20 protein-coding genes and 2 pseudogenes are annotated in these 17,890 nt (G+C 65.2%); 15 read left to right on the top strand and 7 right to left on the bottom strand.

The window, feature by feature from the left end; translation table 11 throughout:
* Nucleotide 1: 1 nt before the first annotated feature.
* Entirely contained in the window at nt 2-928 is a 927-nt protein-coding gene (locus ACSQ89_RS34975) for a histone deacetylase family protein (RefSeq protein WP_436297274.1), read from the bottom strand.
* A gap of 334 nt (nt 929-1,262) precedes the next feature.
* The gene (locus ACSQ89_RS34970) at nt 1,263-2,090 is read right to left on the bottom strand and encodes a phytochelatin synthase family protein (protein WP_436296927.1); all 828 of its coding nucleotides are present in this window, start codon (nt 2,088-2,090) and stop codon (nt 1,263-1,265) included.
* 181 nt (nt 2,091-2,271) lie between these two features.
* Here ACSQ89_RS34970 and ACSQ89_RS34965 point away from each other — a divergent pair, with 181 nt between their 5' ends.
* The gene (locus tag ACSQ89_RS34965) at nt 2,272-2,958 is read left to right on the top strand and encodes an adenylate/guanylate cyclase domain-containing protein (RefSeq protein WP_436297273.1); all 687 of its coding nucleotides are present in this window, start codon (nt 2,272-2,274) and stop codon (nt 2,956-2,958) included.
* A 22-nt stretch (nt 2,959-2,980) separates the two neighbouring features.
* Here the strand turns inward: ACSQ89_RS34965 and ACSQ89_RS34960 are convergent, their stop codons facing one another.
* Together ACSQ89_RS34960 and ACSQ89_RS34955 are read right to left on the bottom strand one after the other, a co-directional pair.
* Nucleotides 2,981-3,361 (bottom strand): cupin domain-containing protein, encoded by a 381-nt coding sequence (locus ACSQ89_RS34960; protein WP_214697029.1) that lies wholly within the window; start codon nt 3,359-3,361, stop codon nt 2,981-2,983.
* 287 nt (nt 3,362-3,648) lie between these two features.
* Nucleotides 3,649-5,076 (bottom strand): FAD-binding oxidoreductase, encoded by a 1,428-nt coding sequence (locus ACSQ89_RS34955; RefSeq protein WP_436296926.1) that lies wholly within the window; start codon nt 5,074-5,076, stop codon nt 3,649-3,651.
* Nucleotides 5,077-5,179: 103 nt separating this feature from the next.
* On the opposite strand from ACSQ89_RS34955, the gene ACSQ89_RS34950 reads away from it, so the two are divergent.
* From ACSQ89_RS34950 to ACSQ89_RS34940, 3 genes are all read left to right on the top strand, one after another.
* Complete coding sequence (locus tag ACSQ89_RS34950; protein WP_093110544.1) at nt 5,180-5,878, top strand: winged helix-turn-helix transcriptional regulator; 699 nt, start codon at nt 5,180-5,182, stop codon at nt 5,876-5,878.
* Nucleotides 5,879-6,219: 341 nt separating this feature from the next.
* The gene (locus ACSQ89_RS34945; protein WP_436294914.1) at nt 6,220-6,807 is read left to right on the top strand and encodes a nucleotidyltransferase family protein; all 588 of its coding nucleotides are present in this window, start codon (nt 6,220-6,222) and stop codon (nt 6,805-6,807) included.
* A 131-nt stretch (nt 6,808-6,938) separates the two neighbouring features.
* On the top strand, nt 6,939-7,592 hold the full coding sequence (locus ACSQ89_RS34940) for a glutathione S-transferase family protein (protein ID WP_093110479.1): 654 nt from the start codon (nt 6,939-6,941) through the stop codon (nt 7,590-7,592).
* Between the two features lie 551 nt (nt 7,593-8,143).
* On the opposite strand, the gene ACSQ89_RS34935 is transcribed toward ACSQ89_RS34940, so the two are convergent.
* On the bottom strand, nt 8,144-8,752 hold the full coding sequence (locus ACSQ89_RS34935; protein WP_093110478.1) for a glutathione S-transferase family protein: 609 nt from the start codon (nt 8,750-8,752) through the stop codon (nt 8,144-8,146).
* A 118-nt stretch (nt 8,753-8,870) separates the two neighbouring features.
* On the opposite strand from ACSQ89_RS34935, the pseudogene ACSQ89_RS34930 reads away from it, so the two are divergent.
* Nucleotides 8,871-9,308, top strand: a pseudogene (locus ACSQ89_RS34930) (helix-turn-helix transcriptional regulator); the annotation flags it as partial.
* A 73-nt stretch (nt 9,309-9,381) separates the two neighbouring features.
* Here ACSQ89_RS34930 and ACSQ89_RS34925 read toward each other — a convergent pair.
* A complete protein-coding gene (locus ACSQ89_RS34925; RefSeq protein WP_436296001.1) occupies nt 9,382-11,163 on the bottom strand; it encodes an IS1634 family transposase in 1,782 nt (593 codons plus the stop codon).
* A gap of 151 nt (nt 11,164-11,314) precedes the next feature.
* Between ACSQ89_RS34925 and ACSQ89_RS34920 the strand changes: the two are divergent.
* From ACSQ89_RS34920 to ACSQ89_RS34905, 4 genes and pseudogenes are all read left to right on the top strand, one after another.
* A pseudogene (locus ACSQ89_RS34920) lies at nt 11,315-11,887 on the top strand (helix-turn-helix transcriptional regulator); the annotation flags it as partial.
* A gap of 315 nt (nt 11,888-12,202) precedes the next feature.
* On the top strand, nt 12,203-12,496 hold the full coding sequence (locus ACSQ89_RS34915; protein ID WP_093110476.1) for a DUF1330 domain-containing protein: 294 nt from the start codon (nt 12,203-12,205) through the stop codon (nt 12,494-12,496).
* 146 nt (nt 12,497-12,642) lie between these two features.
* A complete protein-coding gene (locus ACSQ89_RS34910; protein WP_436294912.1) occupies nt 12,643-12,969 on the top strand; it encodes a type II toxin-antitoxin system PrlF family antitoxin in 327 nt (108 codons plus the stop codon).
* Nucleotides 12,966-13,472, top strand: coding sequence for a type II toxin-antitoxin system YhaV family toxin (locus tag ACSQ89_RS34905; protein ID WP_093111161.1), 507 nt, complete (start codon nt 12,966-12,968; stop codon nt 13,470-13,472). Before ACSQ89_RS34910 ends, ACSQ89_RS34905 begins: the two co-directional genes overlap by 4 nt.
* A gap of 459 nt (nt 13,473-13,931) precedes the next feature.
* On the opposite strand, the gene ACSQ89_RS34900 is transcribed toward ACSQ89_RS34905, so the two are convergent.
* Nucleotides 13,932-14,441: a hypothetical protein gene (locus ACSQ89_RS34900; RefSeq protein WP_436294911.1), complete on the bottom strand. Its 510-nt coding sequence runs from the start codon at nt 14,439-14,441 to the stop codon at nt 13,932-13,934.
* A 166-nt stretch (nt 14,442-14,607) separates the two neighbouring features.
* On the opposite strand from ACSQ89_RS34900, the gene ACSQ89_RS34895 reads away from it, so the two are divergent.
* The 6 genes from ACSQ89_RS34895 (at nt 14,608) to ACSQ89_RS34870 (ending at nt 17,858) form a co-directional block, all read left to right on the top strand.
* Nucleotides 14,608-14,883, top strand: coding sequence for a hypothetical protein (locus tag ACSQ89_RS34895; protein WP_093110472.1), 276 nt, complete (start codon nt 14,608-14,610; stop codon nt 14,881-14,883).
* Nucleotides 14,884-14,947: 64 nt separating this feature from the next.
* Nucleotides 14,948-15,262: a helix-turn-helix domain-containing protein gene (locus ACSQ89_RS34890; RefSeq protein ID WP_436294910.1), complete on the top strand. Its 315-nt coding sequence runs from the start codon at nt 14,948-14,950 to the stop codon at nt 15,260-15,262.
* 100 nt (nt 15,263-15,362) lie between these two features.
* On the top strand, nt 15,363-15,869 hold the full coding sequence (locus ACSQ89_RS34885) for a hypothetical protein (protein WP_436296925.1): 507 nt from the start codon (nt 15,363-15,365) through the stop codon (nt 15,867-15,869).
* 132 nt (nt 15,870-16,001) lie between these two features.
* Nucleotides 16,002-17,033 (top strand): carbon-nitrogen hydrolase family protein, encoded by a 1,032-nt coding sequence (locus tag ACSQ89_RS34880; protein WP_093110469.1) that lies wholly within the window; start codon nt 16,002-16,004, stop codon nt 17,031-17,033.
* 12 nt (nt 17,034-17,045) lie between these two features.
* The gene (locus ACSQ89_RS34875; protein WP_436294908.1) at nt 17,046-17,690 is read left to right on the top strand and encodes a pyridoxamine 5'-phosphate oxidase family protein; all 645 of its coding nucleotides are present in this window, start codon (nt 17,046-17,048) and stop codon (nt 17,688-17,690) included.
* 27 nt (nt 17,691-17,717) lie between these two features.
* Nucleotides 17,718-17,858 (top strand): DUF6537 domain-containing protein, encoded by a 141-nt coding sequence (locus ACSQ89_RS34870; protein WP_436294907.1) that lies wholly within the window; start codon nt 17,718-17,720, stop codon nt 17,856-17,858.
* Nucleotides 17,859-17,890: the final 32 nt, after the last annotated feature.

Below are 17,890 nucleotides of genomic sequence, written 5' to 3'. Positions count from 1 at the left end.
CTTAGTCTGCACCCATCAGGACCTTGACATGCGCCGCGGCACTGCGCGCCAGCGCGCTCAGTGCATAGCCGCCTTCGAGACAGGAGATGACCCGGCCCCGGCAGTGGTGCTGCGCGACGGCCATGATCTGCTGCGTCACCCATGTGTAGTCGCCTTCCACCAGCGCCAGATTTCCCATGTCGTCCTCCTGGTGGCCATCGAAGCCGGCGGAGATGTAGATGAGCTCGGGGGCGAAGGCCTCGAGCGCCGGCAGCCATTGGTGGATGACCGCTGCGCGGAAAGCGTCGCTGCCCGAGCGCGAACGCAAGCCGACGTTGACCATGTTCGGACCCTCGTCTTCCTCGCCCGAGAAAGGATAGATCCCTTTTTCGAATATGGAACACATGAGCACACGCTCGTCGCCCTTGAAGATGTCGGCGCTGCCATTGCCATGGTGGACGTCGAAGTCGATCAGCGCCACGCGCTGCAGGCCGTGCACATCGAGCGCGTGCCGAATGCCGACGGCCACGTTGTTGAAGAAGCAGAAGCCCATGGCGGCGGCGCGCCCGGCATGATGGCCCGGGGGCCGGATGCAACAGAACGCCGCGGGCGCCTTGCCCGAAAGAACCAGGTCGCAAGCCAGAACCGAGGCGCCCGCCGCGCGCCGTGCAGCCTGCATGGTGTATCGGTTCATGCTGGTGTCGGGGTCAACCTGGTGATGCCCTTCGTCCGGCGAAGCCGCAGCAAGTTCGCGCACATGGGCGAGCGAGTGTGCCCGCCCCAGTTGATCATCGGTGGCGAGCGGAGCGTCGTACGGGACCATGTAGTCGAGCAGACTGCTGATCAGAAGCCGGTCGTGGATGGCCGAAAGCCGTTCTGGACATTCCGGATGGCCGGCGCCCATCTCATGGCGTGCGCAGTCGGGGTGAGTGATGTAAGCGGTCAGCAAATTCGGCTCCTGGGCCATCCCGCGCCGCGCGGCGGAGGTCTGCGCGCAGTCTAGGCGCGGTCGATCCGATATTTCATGAGCTGCATCAAGGCAAGGGCGCCGGCGCAGTCGCTGGCGATCGTTGTCGGGGGGCGCGACAAGTGCCCACGAGATGGCGGGCTCGTCTGCCGCAGAGGCGATGGCAGTCGAGCTGCTCACAGAGCGGCAGGGAACCGTGCCGGTGGGTCGGTCAATGCGCGAGCGGGGACCGCGGCCACTGGTGCCAGAAAATGGCGACTGAGCCACCTGACGCACGGACATGAGCTAGCGACACTTCTTCGCGTTGCCCGAGGGCTTATGGCGCGTGGACCAGCACGTAGCCACGGTTCTCCACCGTGTCGAAAGTGCGCATGCCTTTCACCAGCGTGGCCGTCGGCATCCAGACCCAGCCCGCTACAGCCGGGTTGACATCGAGCACGAGAAACGAGTCTGACGCAGCGTCATAGGCGCCGAGCGGCGAGATGTGGCCACCTCCCTTCTGGCCCACGGCCTCACGCCTGTAGTTCACGATCACGTAGTCGCCGCCGCGCGCGAGGTTGTTTGCCAGGTCAGCGCGGATGGCCTGCTCGGAAAGCGCATCGTCAACGACGACAACTCTGGTGACGAGCGCGTTTGCGCGCAGCATTGCGTCAAACTGGCGCAGCTGGTAGCCGAAATCCTTGACCTGCTTGCCGCCAATGGTGATCGGCTCGCCAAGCACCTGCGCACGTGTCTTGGGGCCCCTGTCGATCACGCTGTCCTGCGTGAACCGCGGGACGATCGGATCGGCGCCGGCTCGCATGAACTGCACATCGTCCTTGCGCAGCCGCGTGTGGTCGCGTGGCAGGTCGGCACTGCGGCTGTGCACGGCGTTGAGCACGATCGCGGCCGAGGTGGGCCCGCAGAAAGTGCCGTTGTACTGGGCTTCAAATTGGTTGGCGAGCGCCGCGAAATCAATCTTTGCGCCCGAGCGGCCAAGACGTGCCAGGCCTTCATCGGACGCAAACGGCACGAGCGCAGGAGACGCTTTCGCCTCTACGCTCGTCGTCGCTGGGCTCGTTGCCGCGCCATGCGTGGCACAGGCCGACAGGAGCGTTGCGGTGGCGAGCAGCGCGGCGCAGACGAGGCTTCTGATCGGCGACATGAGTGACTCCAGGGGTTGCGGAGAGCGGCCCATTGTCGACTACGCCGCACTGCCGTAGAAGTGGGGGCTGTCGATCGTCAGCTCGCCGCAGGATTCTGTTGAAAAACTCGAGGCGGTCCCAGAGGCGACCGTGTGGCTTTTTCGCTTTCAGCGCAGGTCGCCGCTGGACGGCGACGGGCTGATGACCATCTTCGGCGCCCCACTGCCGCTGCCCGACCACAGCGCGGCCGCGGTGCGCGCGGCGCTCGACATGATCGAGCTGCTGAACACAGAGCGCATCGCTGCGGACAAGCCTGCGATCCGAATCGGCGTGGGAATCGCCACCGGCGAAATGGTGGCGGGCTACACCGGCACGCAGCAGCGCGCGACCTACACCTGCATCGGCGGCACGGTGAACCTTGCCGCACGGCTCGAGGCGCACACCAAGCTTGCGAAGCGGATGATCCTGATCGATCCGGCAACCTGCATGGCACTCGTTGGACGCATTCCGGTCGAGCCCCTCGGGGCGGCGTCGTTCCGGGGCAAGGCGGCGCCGTCGAGGTGTACGCCGTCACTGACAGCAGCAGCGCCATGTCCGGGCAGCGTATCTTTGTGGTGTTCCCGACGGTCCGCGCGCACTTACAACCTCGTCTTGGGCTGTGCGCGGCGTGGTCCCGGACTAGGGCTGGTACGCGCAGTAGTTCGAGTCCGCATCCGCAGCCCGCCTCCTGGGCTGCCGGCGACTGGAACTACGACCTCTCGTCCTGAGCGGCGACGAGCTCGAAAGAAGCCTCGCTCCCGAGCATGCTGTTTAGGCGCGCCACCTTCGGTCCAGCCGACGGCAGCCATCGCCGCCGGCTCGAGTAGCTCGCGATCCGCTCATCACTGAAGGGTGGTCAGACCAGTCGGGGTCAGCTCTTGGGCTTTGCGTATTCCTCTGCGCTCATCATCTCGAAGCCAACGAACGGGTCGTTGCCTTCGACCCATGCGTCGTGGCCCGGAGGAATGGTGTACGACATGCCTTCCTCAATTGCGGTCTTCGAGCCGTCATTCATTTGCACGGTGATTCGACCGGAAACCGCGTACCCAACGTGAGCTACTTGGCAACTATCCGTGCCGACGACCGGCTTGATGCACTTCGACCAGCGCCACCCGGGCTGAAACTTGAAGCGTCCAAGCGTGTACCCCTCGAGGCGGACCACTTCGACCCGAGTCTTTTCCGGCTCCCGAACCTCATCCGGTTCGTCATGGGATTTCGTCTGGAGCTTGGTGACATTCATCGGACTTGCCATCACTACTCTCGAGGATGCTCAGGTTTGGCCTCGCGCCCGCGGGGGCGATCCAGCACTGAGCCCGCGGTGCGACCCCAGGCGGGGAAATCGGCAGGGCAGGGCAGAATGCGGCCGATGGCCGGATTCGGCCAGCACCAGCCCTTCGCTGCTGGCGTCAGATAGCGGCCGCTTGGCGCCGCTCGACCCGTCGCGGTCCTTCGTGGATCTCAAGGTCCCAATCCACTGGCATCCCAGAGCGGCCGATCGAATGGCTGCCTCTGGGCCTCGCAGCAGGCAGTCGCCATTGCTCACGCATGACTCAACCGCGGGCGGATGTTCTGGTTGTTGTGGAAGACGTTGTCGGGGTCGTACTTAGTCTTTACGTCCACCAGCCGGTCATAGACGAAGGCGCCGTACGCCTCGCGGACCCGGCCGGGGTCTTCGTCGCCGCCGAGGAAGTTGACGTAGACGCCTTCCCGGAACCGGCCGAGGGCGGCTAAGAACCCCCTTGCCCAAGCGGTGTCCCGCGTGGCGAAGTCCTCGCCGGGCCGCCATACCGCATCGAGCGTGATCGCGTGCGAAGCCTGCCGGTTCCCAAACGCTGTCCCGCCCTCGGCCACTCGGCTCACCGCGCCCTTCAGATGGAACATCGCCACGTACGACCGTGGCGACGCGCAGGTGAACGCGTGCTCGGCAATCACGTCAATGAGGTCATCGCTGAGATCGGGGAGGTGCGTTGACTTCCAGTAGTAGTTCCAGCCGTGGACGACGGTCGAATCGAGTGCGCTCTGGAATCCCACGTATGGTGTGGGGCCGACCAGGTCGACAAGAGGAGGCCGACACACGCGAAGCGGGCCGAGCGCCCGCTCACCGTCCTCGATCGGCCCGGCATAGCAGTTGCCGACCATCATCACCGGGCGCCAGTGCAGATCCGTGGGAATAACCGGCAGCGGTGGCGCGGTGCCAAACCTCACTACTGTGCCGAGCTCGTCGGGAGCGTCGCGGACGAAGTCGCGGTAAAAGCGGAGAACCTCGCTGGCGTCATTCGCGTCCCAGAGGATGGGCCCGGCCAGGACGGTCGGCCCGACGCAGTGAAGGCGGAACTCGAACGAGGTGACCACGCCGAAATTGCCGCCGCCGCCGCTCAGCGCCCAGAACAGGTCGGGGTGCTCGTCCTCGGACGCGCGCAGCAGCTCGCCGTCGGCTGTTACGACATCGGCGGCGAGAAGGTTGTCGACCGTAAGTCCATGCTTGCGCATCAGCCATCCGACGCCACCGCCGAGGGTGAGCCCGGCGACGCCGGTGTGGCTCACGATTCCACCGGTGGTGACCAGACCGTGCACCTGCGTCTCGTGGTCGACGTCGCCCCACAGCGCACCGCCCTGCACCCAGGCCCTGCGATGGGCGGGATCGACCCGCACGGCCCGCATGGCCGAGAGGTCGATGACGATCCCGTCGTCGCAAACGGCGGTGCCCGCCACGTTGTGGCCTCCCCCTCGTATGGCGATCTCCAGATCGTGGTCGCGGGCGAACCGCACAGCCGCGACCACGTCGGCGACTCCGATGCATCGGGCGATCAGACGCGGGTGCCGGTTGATGGCGCCGTTCCACACGGCACGCGCGATGTCGTAGTCGGCGTGGTGGGCACTGATCAGCCGGCCTCGAAACCCGTCGATTTCAACGAGGGTTGGCTGCTTGCTCCGGTGGCCCAATTCCGCGGTCGTTGGTGTCGTCATGGTGTCCTCCACTTCGAGGACCACATCGAACCACCGCGGACCGCGGCCGTAAAGTCAAAAATCTGGACTTCACAGCCGAAGGTGGGTGCGCGACACTGGGATTATGAGGACGTACGGCCAATACTGCCCCATCGCCCGTGGTGCCGAGATCTTCGCCGAGCGCTGGACGCCGCTGATCATCCGCAACTTGCACCTGGGGTGCGGAGGCTTCAGTGAGATCCTGGAGGGCGCGCCCGGACTGTCGCGTACCCTGCTCTCAGAGCGGCTCAGGCAGCTCGAACGGCGCGGTATCGTCGAGTCGGCACCCAAGCCCGACGGGCGCGGGCGCCACTACAAGCTCACGTCCGCGGGCCACGAGCTCTTCACAGTTTGCCAGGTACTCGGTGAGTGGGGTGCGCGTTGGCTCGAGATCGCCCCCGAGAACCTCGACCCGTATGTGGCCCTGTGGTCGATGTGCCACGCGCTCCGCCGAGACCGGCTCCCGGATCGACGCATCGTCATCCGCTTCGACTTCACCGGTCGGCCGCGCCCTGAGCGCTATTGGCTACTCATCGAGCTCGGAGACACCGAGATCTGCAAGACGTGCCCCGGCCGCGACGAGGACCTCTACATCACGGCGGAAGCCGAAGCCTTCGTCAAATGGCACGCCGGCCATCTCACCTGGGCCCAAGCCACCCGCGAGGGCCGCATCCGACTCCACGGCCCCATGTCGCTCGTAAGAGCCTTCCCAACCTGGAACGCCCGCAGCATGTTCGCCCAGATCACGCCGGTCGCCCGTGCCGACGGGAGCCCCGCAGGCTGACAGGCCCGACGCGGGCTCCCACTCTGGCACCGCACCGACCGCAAAGGTCCGGTCTATGGTCAAGCCGAACGGCAGGTATCGAGCGAGTTCGCCGGTGGGAGAGCGCGGCAGCTATTGGCCGCCGAATTTCGTGGCTGACCGCTTCGTCAGGGGCTGGCCGGCAGAAAAGAGCGCACACGCGCCGCATACGGTGAGGAGCCGAATGACTGCAGCCAGTCTTGAAGCAAAGTTCGGCTCGAGGCAGCTTCGCAACGGGAGCGGTCCTTGGGTCTATGCTCGCGTGCTACCGTAGTCGGCCAAGAGCCGACGGTCGCGGACAGCTTCTGCCTTCGCCACAAACCATGAACGTCCACTCTCAGCCTGAACTCGGGGCACGGCTTGTCGCCATGGTGCGCTCGTCGAGCAGCTTGATGGCGGCATTGAGGGTGGTGCGCTCACTTGGTTTGAACTCTTGGTGCATCGGCGCCGGCGCCGTGCGTTCGCTCGTGTGGGACGCGCTCCATGGCTATGAACGGCCTTCAGCGATTGAAGACGTCGACGTCGTCTACTTCGACGACGCGGCGGACAGTCCCGGGCAGGACGCGGACCTTGAACGTCGCCTCCGCGAGGCAATGCCGGCGTTGCGTTGGGAGGTCACGAACCAAGCCACGGTCCACGACTGGTTCGCCAACAATTTCGGGCAGGTGGTACCGCCGGTTCGGTCCCTCGAAGAAGGCGTGGGCACCTGGCCGGAGTTCGCCACATGTGTGGGCGTCAACCTGAATGATGAGGAATCGATTGGGGTCGTGGCTCCGCACGGGCTCGACGACCTGTTCGAACTGCTCGTTCGGCACAACCCGCTCAGAGCGAGCGCCGCTACGTACCGGCAGCGAGTGCAATCAAAGCGGTTCGGCGAGCGGTGGCCGTTGCTTTCGATAGAAGAATGCTGAAAGCAGAATTCGCCCAACAGCCGTCACCGGCCAGAACCGGTCTTTCGACTAACGAGTCGAATCCTGATCGCATGAGCGCACAGCCCTTTCCTGCAGAGCGATGATCCGCGGCGAACGAAAGGACACACACGATGACCATCACCATCACCGCCTTTGAACGGTCGCCCGACGGCGGCAAGGGTCTGGCGCGCGACACGCGGGTCCGCTGGGCGCTGGAGGAAGCCGGCCTGCCCTACGAGGTGCGCCTGGTGGCCTTCCGCGCGATGAAGGAGGCCGCGCATCTGGCGCTGCATCCCTTCGGCCAGATCCCCACCTACGAGGAAGGCGACCTCGCGCTGTTCGAGACCGGCTCCATCGTGCTGCACATCGCCGAGCGCCACTCGGGCCTGTTCCCCGCCGATGCCAACGCAAGGGCGCGCGCCATCACGTGGATGTTCGCGGCGCTCAATACGGTCGAGCCTCCCATCCTCGAACTCGTCACCGTCAAGCTGGTGGAAGGCGACAGGCCCTGGAAGGCCGAGCGCCTGCCCCTCGTCGAGGACCGGGTGCGCGCCCGACTGAACCAGCTGGCCGCCCGCCTGGGCGACGGCGACTGGCTAGACGGCGGCTTCAGCGCGGGCGACCTGCTGATGGTGTCGGTGCTGCTCCGGCTGAGACCGTCCGGCCTGCTGAACGAGTTTCCCAGCCTAGCCGCCTATGTCGCTCGCGGCGAAGCGCGGCCGGCCTACCAGCGGGCGTTCGCCGCGCAACTGGCGATCAACGCCGCCTCCTTGCCGGAGGGCTGACGGGGCCGCCGCTGCCGGCGCGGTCGAAGCGATGCACAGCCGTCGCCCTGGCCGCCGCAGGCGAGCCGTTCAAGGTGGGTTCGCCGGACGCTCGCGGACGACGAGAAGACGTGAGCGCCGAAGGTCCACTTCTTTGTAGAAAGCGGGAAGTCGCGTTTGGGCCCGAAGCTCCGAGACCGCTACTGGCTACAGTCGGCCAGGACTGGACGTTCAACCCAAGCCCCAATCGAGAAGCGACCCAGCAAGATGACGCAAGCTGCGCTGGCACGGCAGCGGCGGCGTCGGCCGCCGCACGCTCTACGTCGACAGCCTCGACGCCCGTGTACTCGGCGAGCGCGAACCGTGGAAGGGCACGGCCGCCGACCTCTTCGTGCAGGCCCAGTTCCCGATCCATTCGGGCCGCCTCCTCGGGCTGCCCGTCCGCATCCTGATCTCGGCCATGGGCCGTCGCGATGCTCAGCGTCTCCGGCGTGGTCATCTGGCGGCGCAAGCGCTGCGCGCAGGCCGAGGCGAGCCGGCTGCAGCGCGGTGCGCGGGCGATGTCGCCTCCCCTAGGCTTCGATCTGCATCGAGGGCCGCGCCTGCACCTTCTGCAGCCACGCCTGCACGTGCGGGTGCGAGGACACCGGCGCACCGATGTAGACGCTGTAGCCGATCACCGAGCCGACCACGAGGTCCACGAGCGAGTAGTCCGCGCCCAGCATCCAGGGCTGCTTCGCCAGGCGTGCGTCGAGCAGCGCAAGCAACTGGCTCAGCCCTTCGCGCGCGGCTTCCTCATGGGCCGCGCTGCGCAGCGCTTCCTCGCCATGCGCCGCGACCTGCAGGCGCACCAGCACCGCGCCGTAGGTGACGTAGGACCATGCGCACCAGGACGTCGCCTGCAGCCGCTCAGGCGTGTCCGCCTTCGGCCACAGGCCACGCGCCACGCCGTAGCGCTCGCCTAGCCACAGGTGGATCGCGAGCGCCTCGAACATCGACGCGCCGTCTACCGTGAGCGTGGGCACCTTGCCGTTGGGATTGAGCGCGAGGTAGTCGGGCTTGCGCTGCTCGCCGCTGCGGATGTCGATCTTGACGCGCTCGTGCGGCACGCCGAGCTCGGCGAGGGCGCAAGCGATGGGGGTGGCGCTGGACATGGGGTGCCAGTAGAGGACGAGGGACATGGTGGGCTCCTGGTTGGGTTGGGGTTTCGGGGGACTGTCGCGGCCGCAGCTGCGATGTCGTGAACTCTAGATGTCATTGCGGACAGATTCCGCCCTCGATGCGAGCTACAGTCCTGCTATGCTGACCGCCTCCTCGCGTCTTCTTCGCCTGCTCTCCCTGCTGCAGACCCGCCGCCACTGGGCCGGCGCCGAGCTCGCCGAGCGGCTGGAGATCCACCCGCGCACGCTGCGCCGGGACATCGACCGCCTGCGCGAACTGGGCTACCCCGTGCATGCCAGCAGCGGCGTGGCGGGCGGCTACGCGTTCCGCCCGGGCCACGCGCTGCCGCCGCTGCTGCTCGATGACGAGGAGGCGCTCGCCACTGCGATCGCGCTGCGCACCGCGACGGCCGGGGCCGTCACCGGCATCGAGGAGGCGTCGCTGCGCGCGCTCGTCAAGCTCGAGCAGGTGATGCCGTCGCGCCTGCACCGCCGGATCGACGCGCTGCGCTCCGCCATCGTCCCGCTCGATCGGGCCGGGCCGGTGGTCGACGCGGCCCAGCTCGCGCAACTAGCCCGTCTTTCTCAACTGGCAGGTGCGAAGCCGGCTAAGTGCTTGATTTGATTCAGCACGAGCTCGAAGGTCTCCACTACAGCGGGATGGGTTGGGCAGTGATGCGGGCGTGTTTGGCAGTGATCTTCGGCGGGGGTTGATCGGGCAGCTTCAGCCGCAGCAGGTCCAGCAGCATGCGGTGATCGGCCTCGGGCTGGGTATATCGCGACAGCACGAGCTCTCTGCCGTCGGTGGTGGGCAGGTGCACGTCCACCATCTGCATGGTCTTGAACTTGGCGATGACCTCCGCAGGCGTGATGCCGTGCGCCAGGCGCTTGAGTTGGGCCTTCAAGGTGACCTGCAGGCAGTAGGCGAGGAAGGCCACGAAGATGTGGGCCTCGATGCGCTTCTCGCTGGAGTGGTAGATCGGGCGTACGGCCAGGTCGTGCTTGAGCTCCTTGAACGCCTGCTCGACCTCGGTGAGCTGGATGTAGAACGTCCACAGCTGCGCGGGATCGTGCGCTGCGAGGTTGGTGCGCAGCAGATAGCGCCCTTCACGGCGGCGCACCTGGCGCAGCCGGGCGCGATCGAGTTCGAACTCGAAGGATGCTGTCTTGGAACTGCTGCTGGCCTCGGGCAGCTGAACCGTGACCAGATGGGCGGCGCGCCCGGCGTCGTGCTTGGCTGCGCCGAGCTTCATGAGCAGTTGATCGCGCGTGAGCGCCTGGCCCTGCAAGGCCTGCAGGCGCTGCACGTAGCGGCGCAGGCGGCGTTGCCGCATCGCACGCTCCTTGTCGATGCGTGCTGCACTTTGCGCCAGCACGTAGGTGTCTTCGTCACCGGCCAGGCGCTTGACATCGACGCCTTCGCGCACGCGCTGCCACGGCTGTGCGAGGAAGCCTTGCTCGAGCTTGCTCAGCCGCCCCTTGGGGGTGCCCACGAGATACGACGCTCCCATGCGGCGCATCTGTGCCAGGCTGTCTTCGGTGGGCACGCCGCGGTCCATCACCCAGATCCGGTTGGCTCGGCCGTAGCGCTGCTCGATGCGATCGAGGAAGTCGCCAAGCGTCGTTGAGTCGGCCGTGTTGCCCGAGAGCACCTCGTAGCTCAGCGGGAAGCCTTCAGGGGTGACGATCAGCGCGATCACCACCTGGCGGCAGTCGCCTCGCTTGTCGCGGCTGTAGCCGTACTGGCGCTTGTCGTGCTCGCTGCGCTGCGCATCGCTCTCGAAGTAGGTGCTGGTCAGGTCGTACAGCAGCACGTCGAACTTCGCGCCGAACAGCTCGCCCCAGCGCCGGCACAGGAACTTGAACAGTTCGTCCTTGTGCGCTGTGAGCTTGTCCAGGCAACGGTACAGCGTGTTCTTCTCGGCCAACGCGAAGTCGGCGTGCAGCAGATCGGCCATCGCGCTGGCGTCGAACCAGTGACGGTGCAAGCGCCATTCACTGCCAGGATCGATCAGCCGGTAGGCCACCAGCGTTTGCAGCACCTGCAGCCACGGGGTGCCTTCGCGCGAGGGCGGCAGCCGAGCGCTCCAGAAGGCGTCGAGTTCGAGTTGCTGCCACAACACGCATGACAGCCAGCACGCGCCCCACTGGCGCGGGCGTTCGAGGCGCAGTTCGTCCAGACGGATACCCACCGCATTCGCGTCATCGGCGGGCATCGAGCCGGCCGGGAACAGCGCCACTTGGCGCCTGGTTCCCTCGTCGTGCACTTCGATGGTCTTGCGCCAGGCTTCGCGCTGGCTCGCGTTGATCTCGCCCAGGTAGAGCACCTGCCTTTGCACCACACGACCATCGGCCAGTCGGCGGTTCTCCACCACGCTCCAGTAATCGTGCGTCTTGCCGTCCTTCAGGCGTCGGTTGCAGCGCAGAAACATGCGCCGCAGTTTAGGAACCGCTCGCCCGCACGCCAAGGACCAAGGTCTCCACCACAAGCGTTTTGCCGCGTCACCCCTATACGCATCAAGCACTTGCGTCGCTCAACACCCCCAAAATCGTCGAAATCGGGGTTGAGTTGAGAAAGATGGGCTAGCGGCCGCCTGCCGCGAGCAGTTGCGCCTGTCCTTCGACTACGCCGACAGCCAGGGCCGCGCCAGCGCCCGCACCGTGGAGCCGCAAGGCGTGGTGCACACCGGCCAGCGCTGGTACCTCGTGGCCTGGGACCCGGCGCGCCAGGACTGGCGCACCTTCCGCATCGATCGCATCGCGGGCACGCTCGCCACCGGCGCCCATTTCGCGCCGCGCCCCGCACCCGAGGGCGGCGACTTGCGCGCCTATGTGTCGCGCTCGCTCGCGGTCAACCCCTACTCCGAGCAGGCGCGCGTGGTGCTCCACGCGCCGCGCGCGGCGATGGCGCGGCGCATTCCGCCATCGGCCGGCTTGCTGGAAGAGATCGATGCGAAGCGATGCCTCCTCCAGTGCGGCGCGAACGCGCTCCATTCGCTGGTCTACTGGCTGATGGCGCTCGACGTGGACTACGAGGTGCTGGAGCCCGCCGCGCTGAAGCAGCGGCTGCGCGTCGCGAGCGAGCGTCTCGCGCGCTGCCTTGCGGCCGGCGAGAAGCCGAGGAAGAAGAACAGGAAGATGGCAGGGCCCGCCTGAGCGTCAGGCTTCTCGCAGCGGCGCCATCGCGTAGGCATCGTGGTACGGTGCCATCGACCCGGAAAGATCTGCGCTTGACGCCCTCCATCTGGAATCCCAGGCGTTCGTAGAGCGCCTTGGCATTCAGGTTGTCCGGGACGATCGATGCGCTCATGATTCCTGCCTTGGCATGCGGCCGCATGCGCCGCATGACGATTCTCCCGCGGATCAGAACGACCAGAGGCGGGTGCGCTCGCCCAGCTCCGTGCTCGCGCGCACGCCCATTCGTTCGAGACACGAACGCTGTAAGCTGCGTTCCCGAATATTGGAGATGGCATGGCCGCCTACGTTGTCTTTGACGTCGAGATTCGCGATGCTGAGCGATATCAGGATTTCATGCGCCAAGTGAAGCCAGCGCTCGAAGCCGCTGGCGCGAGGTACTTGGCCCGTGGTGGCGCCCACAAGGTATACGAGGGAGACTGGTTACCTCGAAGAATGGTCATCCTCGAATTTCCTTCGGTGTCGGCGTGGGAGACCTTCTACAACGGTCCTGTCTACCAAGGCCTGAAGACGATTCGGGACGAATGCAGTTCGGCGCGCCTCGTGAGTGTTGAGGGTCTCGACCCCTAGGCCAGCCGCAGCCGGCCATAAGCGGGCGTGCGACGGCACCTCAGAACCCGCGGGACCGGTGAGCAGCGCTGCTGACAATGCAGTGCATTGCCAAGACAATGCAATTGCATTACTATCCGGGGAAGCAAAATTTTCAGGAGGCCGAAATGGCTGCCACCCTCGAAGCTGAAAGCACCCTCACCGACCGCTACCAGACCACAGTGCCCGAGCCAATTCGGCAGGCGTTGCGGTTGGGCAAGCGCGACAAGATCCACTACGAGTTGAAGGATGGTAACGTCGTGATCAGCCGTGCCGAAGCAGCCGCCGAGGCGGATCCTGTCATGGGCCAGTTCTTGAATTTCCTGGCCAAGGACATCGCTGCCCACCCGGAGCGCGTGAAGGCCGTGGACGCGGGGTTCGTGGAGCGCCTGCGTGGCCTTACCGAAGGCGTCGATGTCGACCTGGATGCTGCGCTGTCGTGTGACGACGAATGACCGAGGCCGCTGAACCGAGGCCTCTGATCATCAACGGCTGGAACATCTTCGCGCACCCGCTCTTCCTGGACCAACTCGAGGAACTCGCGCAAAAGGTGGAGGCGCTGAAGAAGCGCGACTCGAAGGGCTGGATGAAGAAGAATGCGGCCAAGCGCCTGGCTGCGGTAACGAAGGTCGCGTTTGAACTGATCCCTCAAGACCCTACGCATCCGCAGTTCCGCCAGGGCGACACCCTGGGAGACGAGTACAAGCATTGGTTCCGTGCCAAGTTCCTGCAGCAGTACCGCCTGTTCTTCCGCTACCACGCCGAGACCAAGACGATCTTGCTGGCCTGGGTGAACGACGAGGACACAAGGCGTGCCTACGAGAGTGATACAGATGCCTACAAGACCTTCCGAAAGATGCTCAAGGATGGCAACCCGCCCGACAGCTGGAATGCGCTGCTGAAGGAGGGACGGGAGCAGATCGAGCGGCTGGCCAAGGTGGCCGCGGCGACGAAGTAGGTCCCGGTGGAGGCGGACAGCGTCTCTGGGTTTGAGGCTGCCATCTCAGCCCGGCAATCGCTGGCCGAGATTGCCTCCCTGGACTGGCGAGGGCCGGGTGAAGAAACTGTCGTCGTCATGCGGGCGGCTAGCCCTGCGCAGCATTCTGTCGACCATCGCACCGAACTTCCGCTTCACAGACGTGAAGGACCGCAACGGGCCCCAACCGGCGGTTGCGACCTAACCGGCGGCGGCTCGAGATCCCCTCGCGGCCCCCGGAAAATTCAAAGATGGGTGAAAAACCCACCGGAAAATTCAAAGTGTGTTGCCCAGCGCGTTCAAAGTAGCTTGGCAGAGCTGCTCCAAAGTCCTTGATGCGCAACGCCACGGCCTTCGATCCTGGCCGCCGATCGACAGCTTGAGCCATGGAGGGTTGCGGCACCCGCCATCCTTGAGTCAGATCTGCACCCTGCTGGGCCGCTACGCCTTCGACGCGGTGACCCGGTCCGCGAGCTCCCTGATGCGGAGGTCGACCAGCGAACGCCAGCCCTTGAGGTCCGAGCTTCGCCCGTATTGCGCTTCAACCTCTTTCTCCGCCTGCGCACCAAACTGGCGTCTGGTCCAAATGGGCAAGCGAGGAGTTCGCGCGCGCGGGGTGGCCTCGCGCGGGCTCGGACGCGCCGAGAGAGCACCGAAGGCGGATGCGTGTCCCGTGTCGAACTCCGCCATCAGCTGAGCCGGATTCTCCGCGAGCAAGCTGCACTCCCGCTCGGTGAGACGGCGGACATCAGGCGTCCCATGCAGCGGCCGAGCTGAGACTTCGGTGCCGAGCATCTTTCGATAGCAGCCTGCGCCCAGGACGATGATTCCCTCGCTGTGGACGACGACGTAAAGCTGCCGAAAAACAGTGCGGCCACAGCCTGCGGCCTGACATGCAAACCGTCTGGCTTGTGCAACCTCCACAATCGCGAGCAGCTTTCCAGTTTCCATCTGCCGGCCCGATCAGGACTTGGATAGGAAAGTATGTTTCGAGCGATGGTGTTTGTCCGCTGCACTTCCGGCCTAGGTCAGTACATCCTTTGCCAGCAAGCTGGTGCGAACCGCTTGCGGAATATCTCGTTTGGAGAATGGCTGAAGGCTGGGGCAAACTACGCTCATGACGGCCACCAGTGATGAGATCGCAGCCCTGCGAGTCGAGTTCGAACGTTCCCATCGCCGGCCTGCTCGCGCGCTGGCAGAGCTGCTGTTGCTTGGAAATGTGATCCTCGAAGATCACCAGTTGCTTGAGGGAAAGACCGGCGACGCCTTTGAGCAGTTCGTGCTACAGAGCCTGAGCGATCAGGGCGTGGAAGTGGGTGAGTTCGCTGCCGCCGTGAAAGCGTTGGGCACCCTGCGAGCGACGCTCGCCGAACTCCAGCAATTGCCTGACTAAGAAGGCAGTTTCATAAATACGGCCACGTGTATTCTTGATAAGTTCGGCCGCGTATGGCGTCTTGATGCAATCCTTCGACCAGGGGTTGCATATGCCAAGGAAGAGTCCGTTCCATATCGAGTTGACGCTGGATGAGTCGGCCGAGTTGAATCGTCGTGCAACCAGATATACGTTGCCGCATTTCGAAGTTGTTCGAGCCAAGATGATCCTGATGGCCGCCAACGGCTTGGACAACGACGAGATCGCCGCGCGGCTGGACACCCGGCGCGAGGTGGTCAGTCAGTGGCGCCAGCGTTTCTTCAAGGAGCGATTGGCGGGTCTCGAAGAGAGAACCCGCCCGGGACGCCCTCGGGTCTTTCCCCCCAGAGGTCACGGTTGAGATCAAGGCGCTCGCATGCGAGTTGCCGGCCACCTTGGGCTTGCCGCTGTCGTGCCTGAGCGTCGCCGACGTGGCGCGACACGCGCAGCGCTCGGGCCTGGTGGCGCGCATCAGCGACAGCACGGTCTGGCATTGGTTGCACGAGGACGCGATTCGCCCGTGGCGGCACCGATGCTGGATCTTTGCGCGCGACCCGCACTTCCAGGCCAAGGCCGGCCGCATCCTGGACCTGTACGAGCGACGCTGGCAAGGGCAGTCGCTGCGCAAGGACGAGTTCGTCATCTCGACCGACGAGAAGACCAGTATCCAGGCTCGGCTGCGCATGCATCCGAGCCTGCCCACCGAGGCGGGAAAGTCAATGCGCGTGGAGCACGAGTACGAACGCGCCGGCGCCTGGGCGTACTTGGCGGCGTTGGGCGTGCATCGCGCCAAGGTGTTCGGCCGCTGCGAAGCAACCACAGGCATCGCGCCCTTCGAGCGTTTGGTCGATCAGGTCATGAGCAAGCCGCCATACGTAAGCGGCTGCGGCGACGACGGAGGGGTGTTGATCGGCCGCATTCTGTGCCGGATGTGCCAGCAGCGAAATCCGACGATGCGCGATTTTTAGACAAGAACGCTGCAACGCCTGGACAAGCGTCAAAGCCGAAGCCGCCCTAGTCTTCGGTCAACCTGCTGACAAGGCGGGGACAACCCCTCAGCCCTTGGGCACCACGCTCGAAATCCACCGGAGTTTTCCATCATGACAAGCAAGACCCACCCCAGGCTACGCGTCGCCGCGGTCCAGGCCGCCCCTGTGTTCCTCGACCTCGACGCGACGATCGACAAGACCATCGACTTGATGGGCCGTGCGGCGAAGGATGGCATCCAGCTGCTTGCATTCCCCGAGACCTGGTTGCCGGGCTACCCCTGGTGGATCTGGCTGGATTCGCCGGCCTGGGGCATGCAGTTCGTGCAGCGCTACCACGACAACTCGCTGGTGATCGGATCGCCCGAGTTCGAGCGCATCAGGGACGCCGCACGCAAGCATCGCATCTGGATCTCGTCGGGCTTCAGCGAGAAGGCCGGAGGCAGCCTCTACATCGCTCAGTTCCTGATCGACGACAAGGGCAACGTCGTGCAGACGCGCCGCAAGCTCAAGCCCACCCACGTCGAGCGCACCGTCTTCGGCGAGGGCGACGGCTCCGACCTCAGCGTGTGCGAAACAGAGATCGGCAACATCGGTTCACTGTGCTGCTGGGAGCATCTGCAGCCGCTTTCCAAGTACGCCATGTACTCGCAGAACGAGCAGATCCATTGTGCCGCCTGGCCGAGCTTCTCCCTCTATCGGGGCGGCGCCTACGCGCTCGGCCCGGAGGTCAACAACGGCGCCAGCCAGCTCTATGCCGCCGAGGGCCAGTGCTTCGTGATCGCGCCATGCGCCACGGTATCGAGCCCCATGGTCGACCTGCTGTGCACCGACCCGACGAAGAAGCAGCTGCTGCTCGCCGGTGGTGGCTTCGCGCGCATCTACGGGCCGGACGGCTCTCCGCTCGGCACGAACCTGGCCGAGACCGAGGAGGGTTTCGTCGTCGCGGACATCGACCTCGGGCTGATCTCACTGGCCAAGGCGGCCGCCGACCCCAGCGGCCACTACGCGCGGCCCGACGTGACGCAGCTGCTCTTGAACAAGACCCGGCGGGAAGCCGTCGTGGTCCAGACTTCTCCCGCGGCTGAGATGACGGAGGCCACCCCCGTGGCGGAACCCGCCGCGGCGCAGGCCCTGTCCGCCTGAGCGGAGAACCGCATGAGCATCTATCACGACCAACAGCGCCAGTTGCAGGACGCGTTCGACACGCGCCGGCTGGCGGATGTCATCGAGACCCACAACCTGCACGACACCTTCAACCCGCTGGACACCGCGTTCATCGCGACGAAGGATTTCTTCTTTCTCGCGACGGCCGATGGATCGGGAAAGCCAAGCTGCTCCTTCAAGGCCGGTCCGGCGGGCTTCGTCAAGGTGGTCGACGAACGGACTCTGGCCTTCCCTTGCTACGACGGGAACGGCATGTACCTGTCCATGGGCAACGTGTTGGCCAATCCAAAGGTCGGCATCCTGTTCATCGACTTCGAGAAGCCCAACCGCCTGCGGATCAGCGGAGAGGCGTCCGTGATGAGGGATGACCCGTTGATCTCCGAGTACCCGCAAGCCCAGTTCGTGGTCCGGGTTGCCGTCAGCGAGATCTTCCTGAACTGTCCTCGATACATCCCCAAGCTTCGGCGAGTCTCGAGTTCGCCGTTCGTGCCCGCGCCAGGGCGAGAAACGCCGTTTCCCAACTGGAAGCAGATCGACTTCGTGCGCGATACCTTGCCGGAGCGAGATCGTCGCAAGGCATTGGAGATGCCGGCGATTGACATCATGGACTACATCAAGGCGATCGAAGAATCGTGAATTAAGGGTGAGGATGAGAAGTCGTCCATGACGTGGCTCGCGCGGGGCAAGGTGCTGCGCGGTGGCATTTTCGATGTCTTCGGCTACACGCAGGAGCGTCGCCTGGAACGCAGCCTGATCGCCCAGTTCGAGGCGCGGCTGGAGATCGACTGTCACCTCCAAGCATGAGGCACCAGTGTTACGCCAGGATTGAGAGCCGA

It is taken from the genome of Variovorax sp. LjRoot175, from assembly GCF_964253805.1.
GTDB lineage: Bacteria > Pseudomonadota > Gammaproteobacteria > Burkholderiales > Burkholderiaceae_C > Variovorax.
This window is presented reverse-complemented; position numbering and strand designations above follow the sequence as displayed.

Coding starts and splice junctions, on each gene's coding strand:
- ACSQ89_RS34970 (WP_436296927.1), bottom strand. CDS start 2,090: ATGTCGCCGATCAGAAGCCTCGTCTGCGCCGCGCTGCTCGCCACCGCA.
- ACSQ89_RS34965 (WP_436297273.1), top strand. CDS start 2,272: ATGACCATCTTCGGCGCCCCACTGCCGCTGCCCGACCACAGCGCGGCC.
- ACSQ89_RS34960 (WP_214697029.1), bottom strand. CDS start 3,361: ATGGCAAGTCCGATGAATGTCACCAAGCTCCAGACGAAATCCCATGAC.
- ACSQ89_RS34955 (WP_436296926.1), bottom strand. CDS start 5,076: ATGACGACACCAACGACCGCGGAATTGGGCCACCGGAGCAAGCAGCCA.
- ACSQ89_RS34950 (WP_093110544.1), top strand. CDS start 5,180: ATGAGGACGTACGGCCAATACTGCCCCATCGCCCGTGGTGCCGAGATC.
- ACSQ89_RS34945 (WP_436294914.1), top strand. CDS start 6,220: ATGAACGTCCACTCTCAGCCTGAACTCGGGGCACGGCTTGTCGCCATG.
- ACSQ89_RS34940 (WP_093110479.1), top strand. CDS start 6,939: ATGACCATCACCATCACCGCCTTTGAACGGTCGCCCGACGGCGGCAAG.
- ACSQ89_RS34935 (WP_093110478.1), bottom strand. CDS start 8,752: ATGTCCCTCGTCCTCTACTGGCACCCCATGTCCAGCGCCACCCCCATC.
- ACSQ89_RS34925 (WP_436296001.1), bottom strand. CDS start 11,163: ATGTTTCTGCGCTGCAACCGACGCCTGAAGGACGGCAAGACGCACGAT.
- ACSQ89_RS34915 (WP_093110476.1), top strand. CDS start 12,203: ATGGCCGCCTACGTTGTCTTTGACGTCGAGATTCGCGATGCTGAGCGA.
- ACSQ89_RS34910 (WP_436294912.1), top strand. CDS start 12,643: ATGGCTGCCACCCTCGAAGCTGAAAGCACCCTCACCGACCGCTACCAG.
- ACSQ89_RS34905 (WP_093111161.1), top strand. CDS start 12,966: ATGACCGAGGCCGCTGAACCGAGGCCTCTGATCATCAACGGCTGGAAC.
- ACSQ89_RS34900 (WP_436294911.1), bottom strand. CDS start 14,441: ATGGAAACTGGAAAGCTGCTCGCGATTGTGGAGGTTGCACAAGCCAGA.
- ACSQ89_RS34895 (WP_093110472.1), top strand. CDS start 14,608: ATGACGGCCACCAGTGATGAGATCGCAGCCCTGCGAGTCGAGTTCGAA.
- ACSQ89_RS34890 (WP_436294910.1), top strand. CDS start 14,948: ATGCAATCCTTCGACCAGGGGTTGCATATGCCAAGGAAGAGTCCGTTC.
- ACSQ89_RS34880 (WP_093110469.1), top strand. CDS start 16,002: ATGACAAGCAAGACCCACCCCAGGCTACGCGTCGCCGCGGTCCAGGCC.
- ACSQ89_RS34875 (WP_436294908.1), top strand. CDS start 17,046: ATGAGCATCTATCACGACCAACAGCGCCAGTTGCAGGACGCGTTCGAC.
- ACSQ89_RS34870 (WP_436294907.1), top strand. CDS start 17,718: ATGACGTGGCTCGCGCGGGGCAAGGTGCTGCGCGGTGGCATTTTCGAT.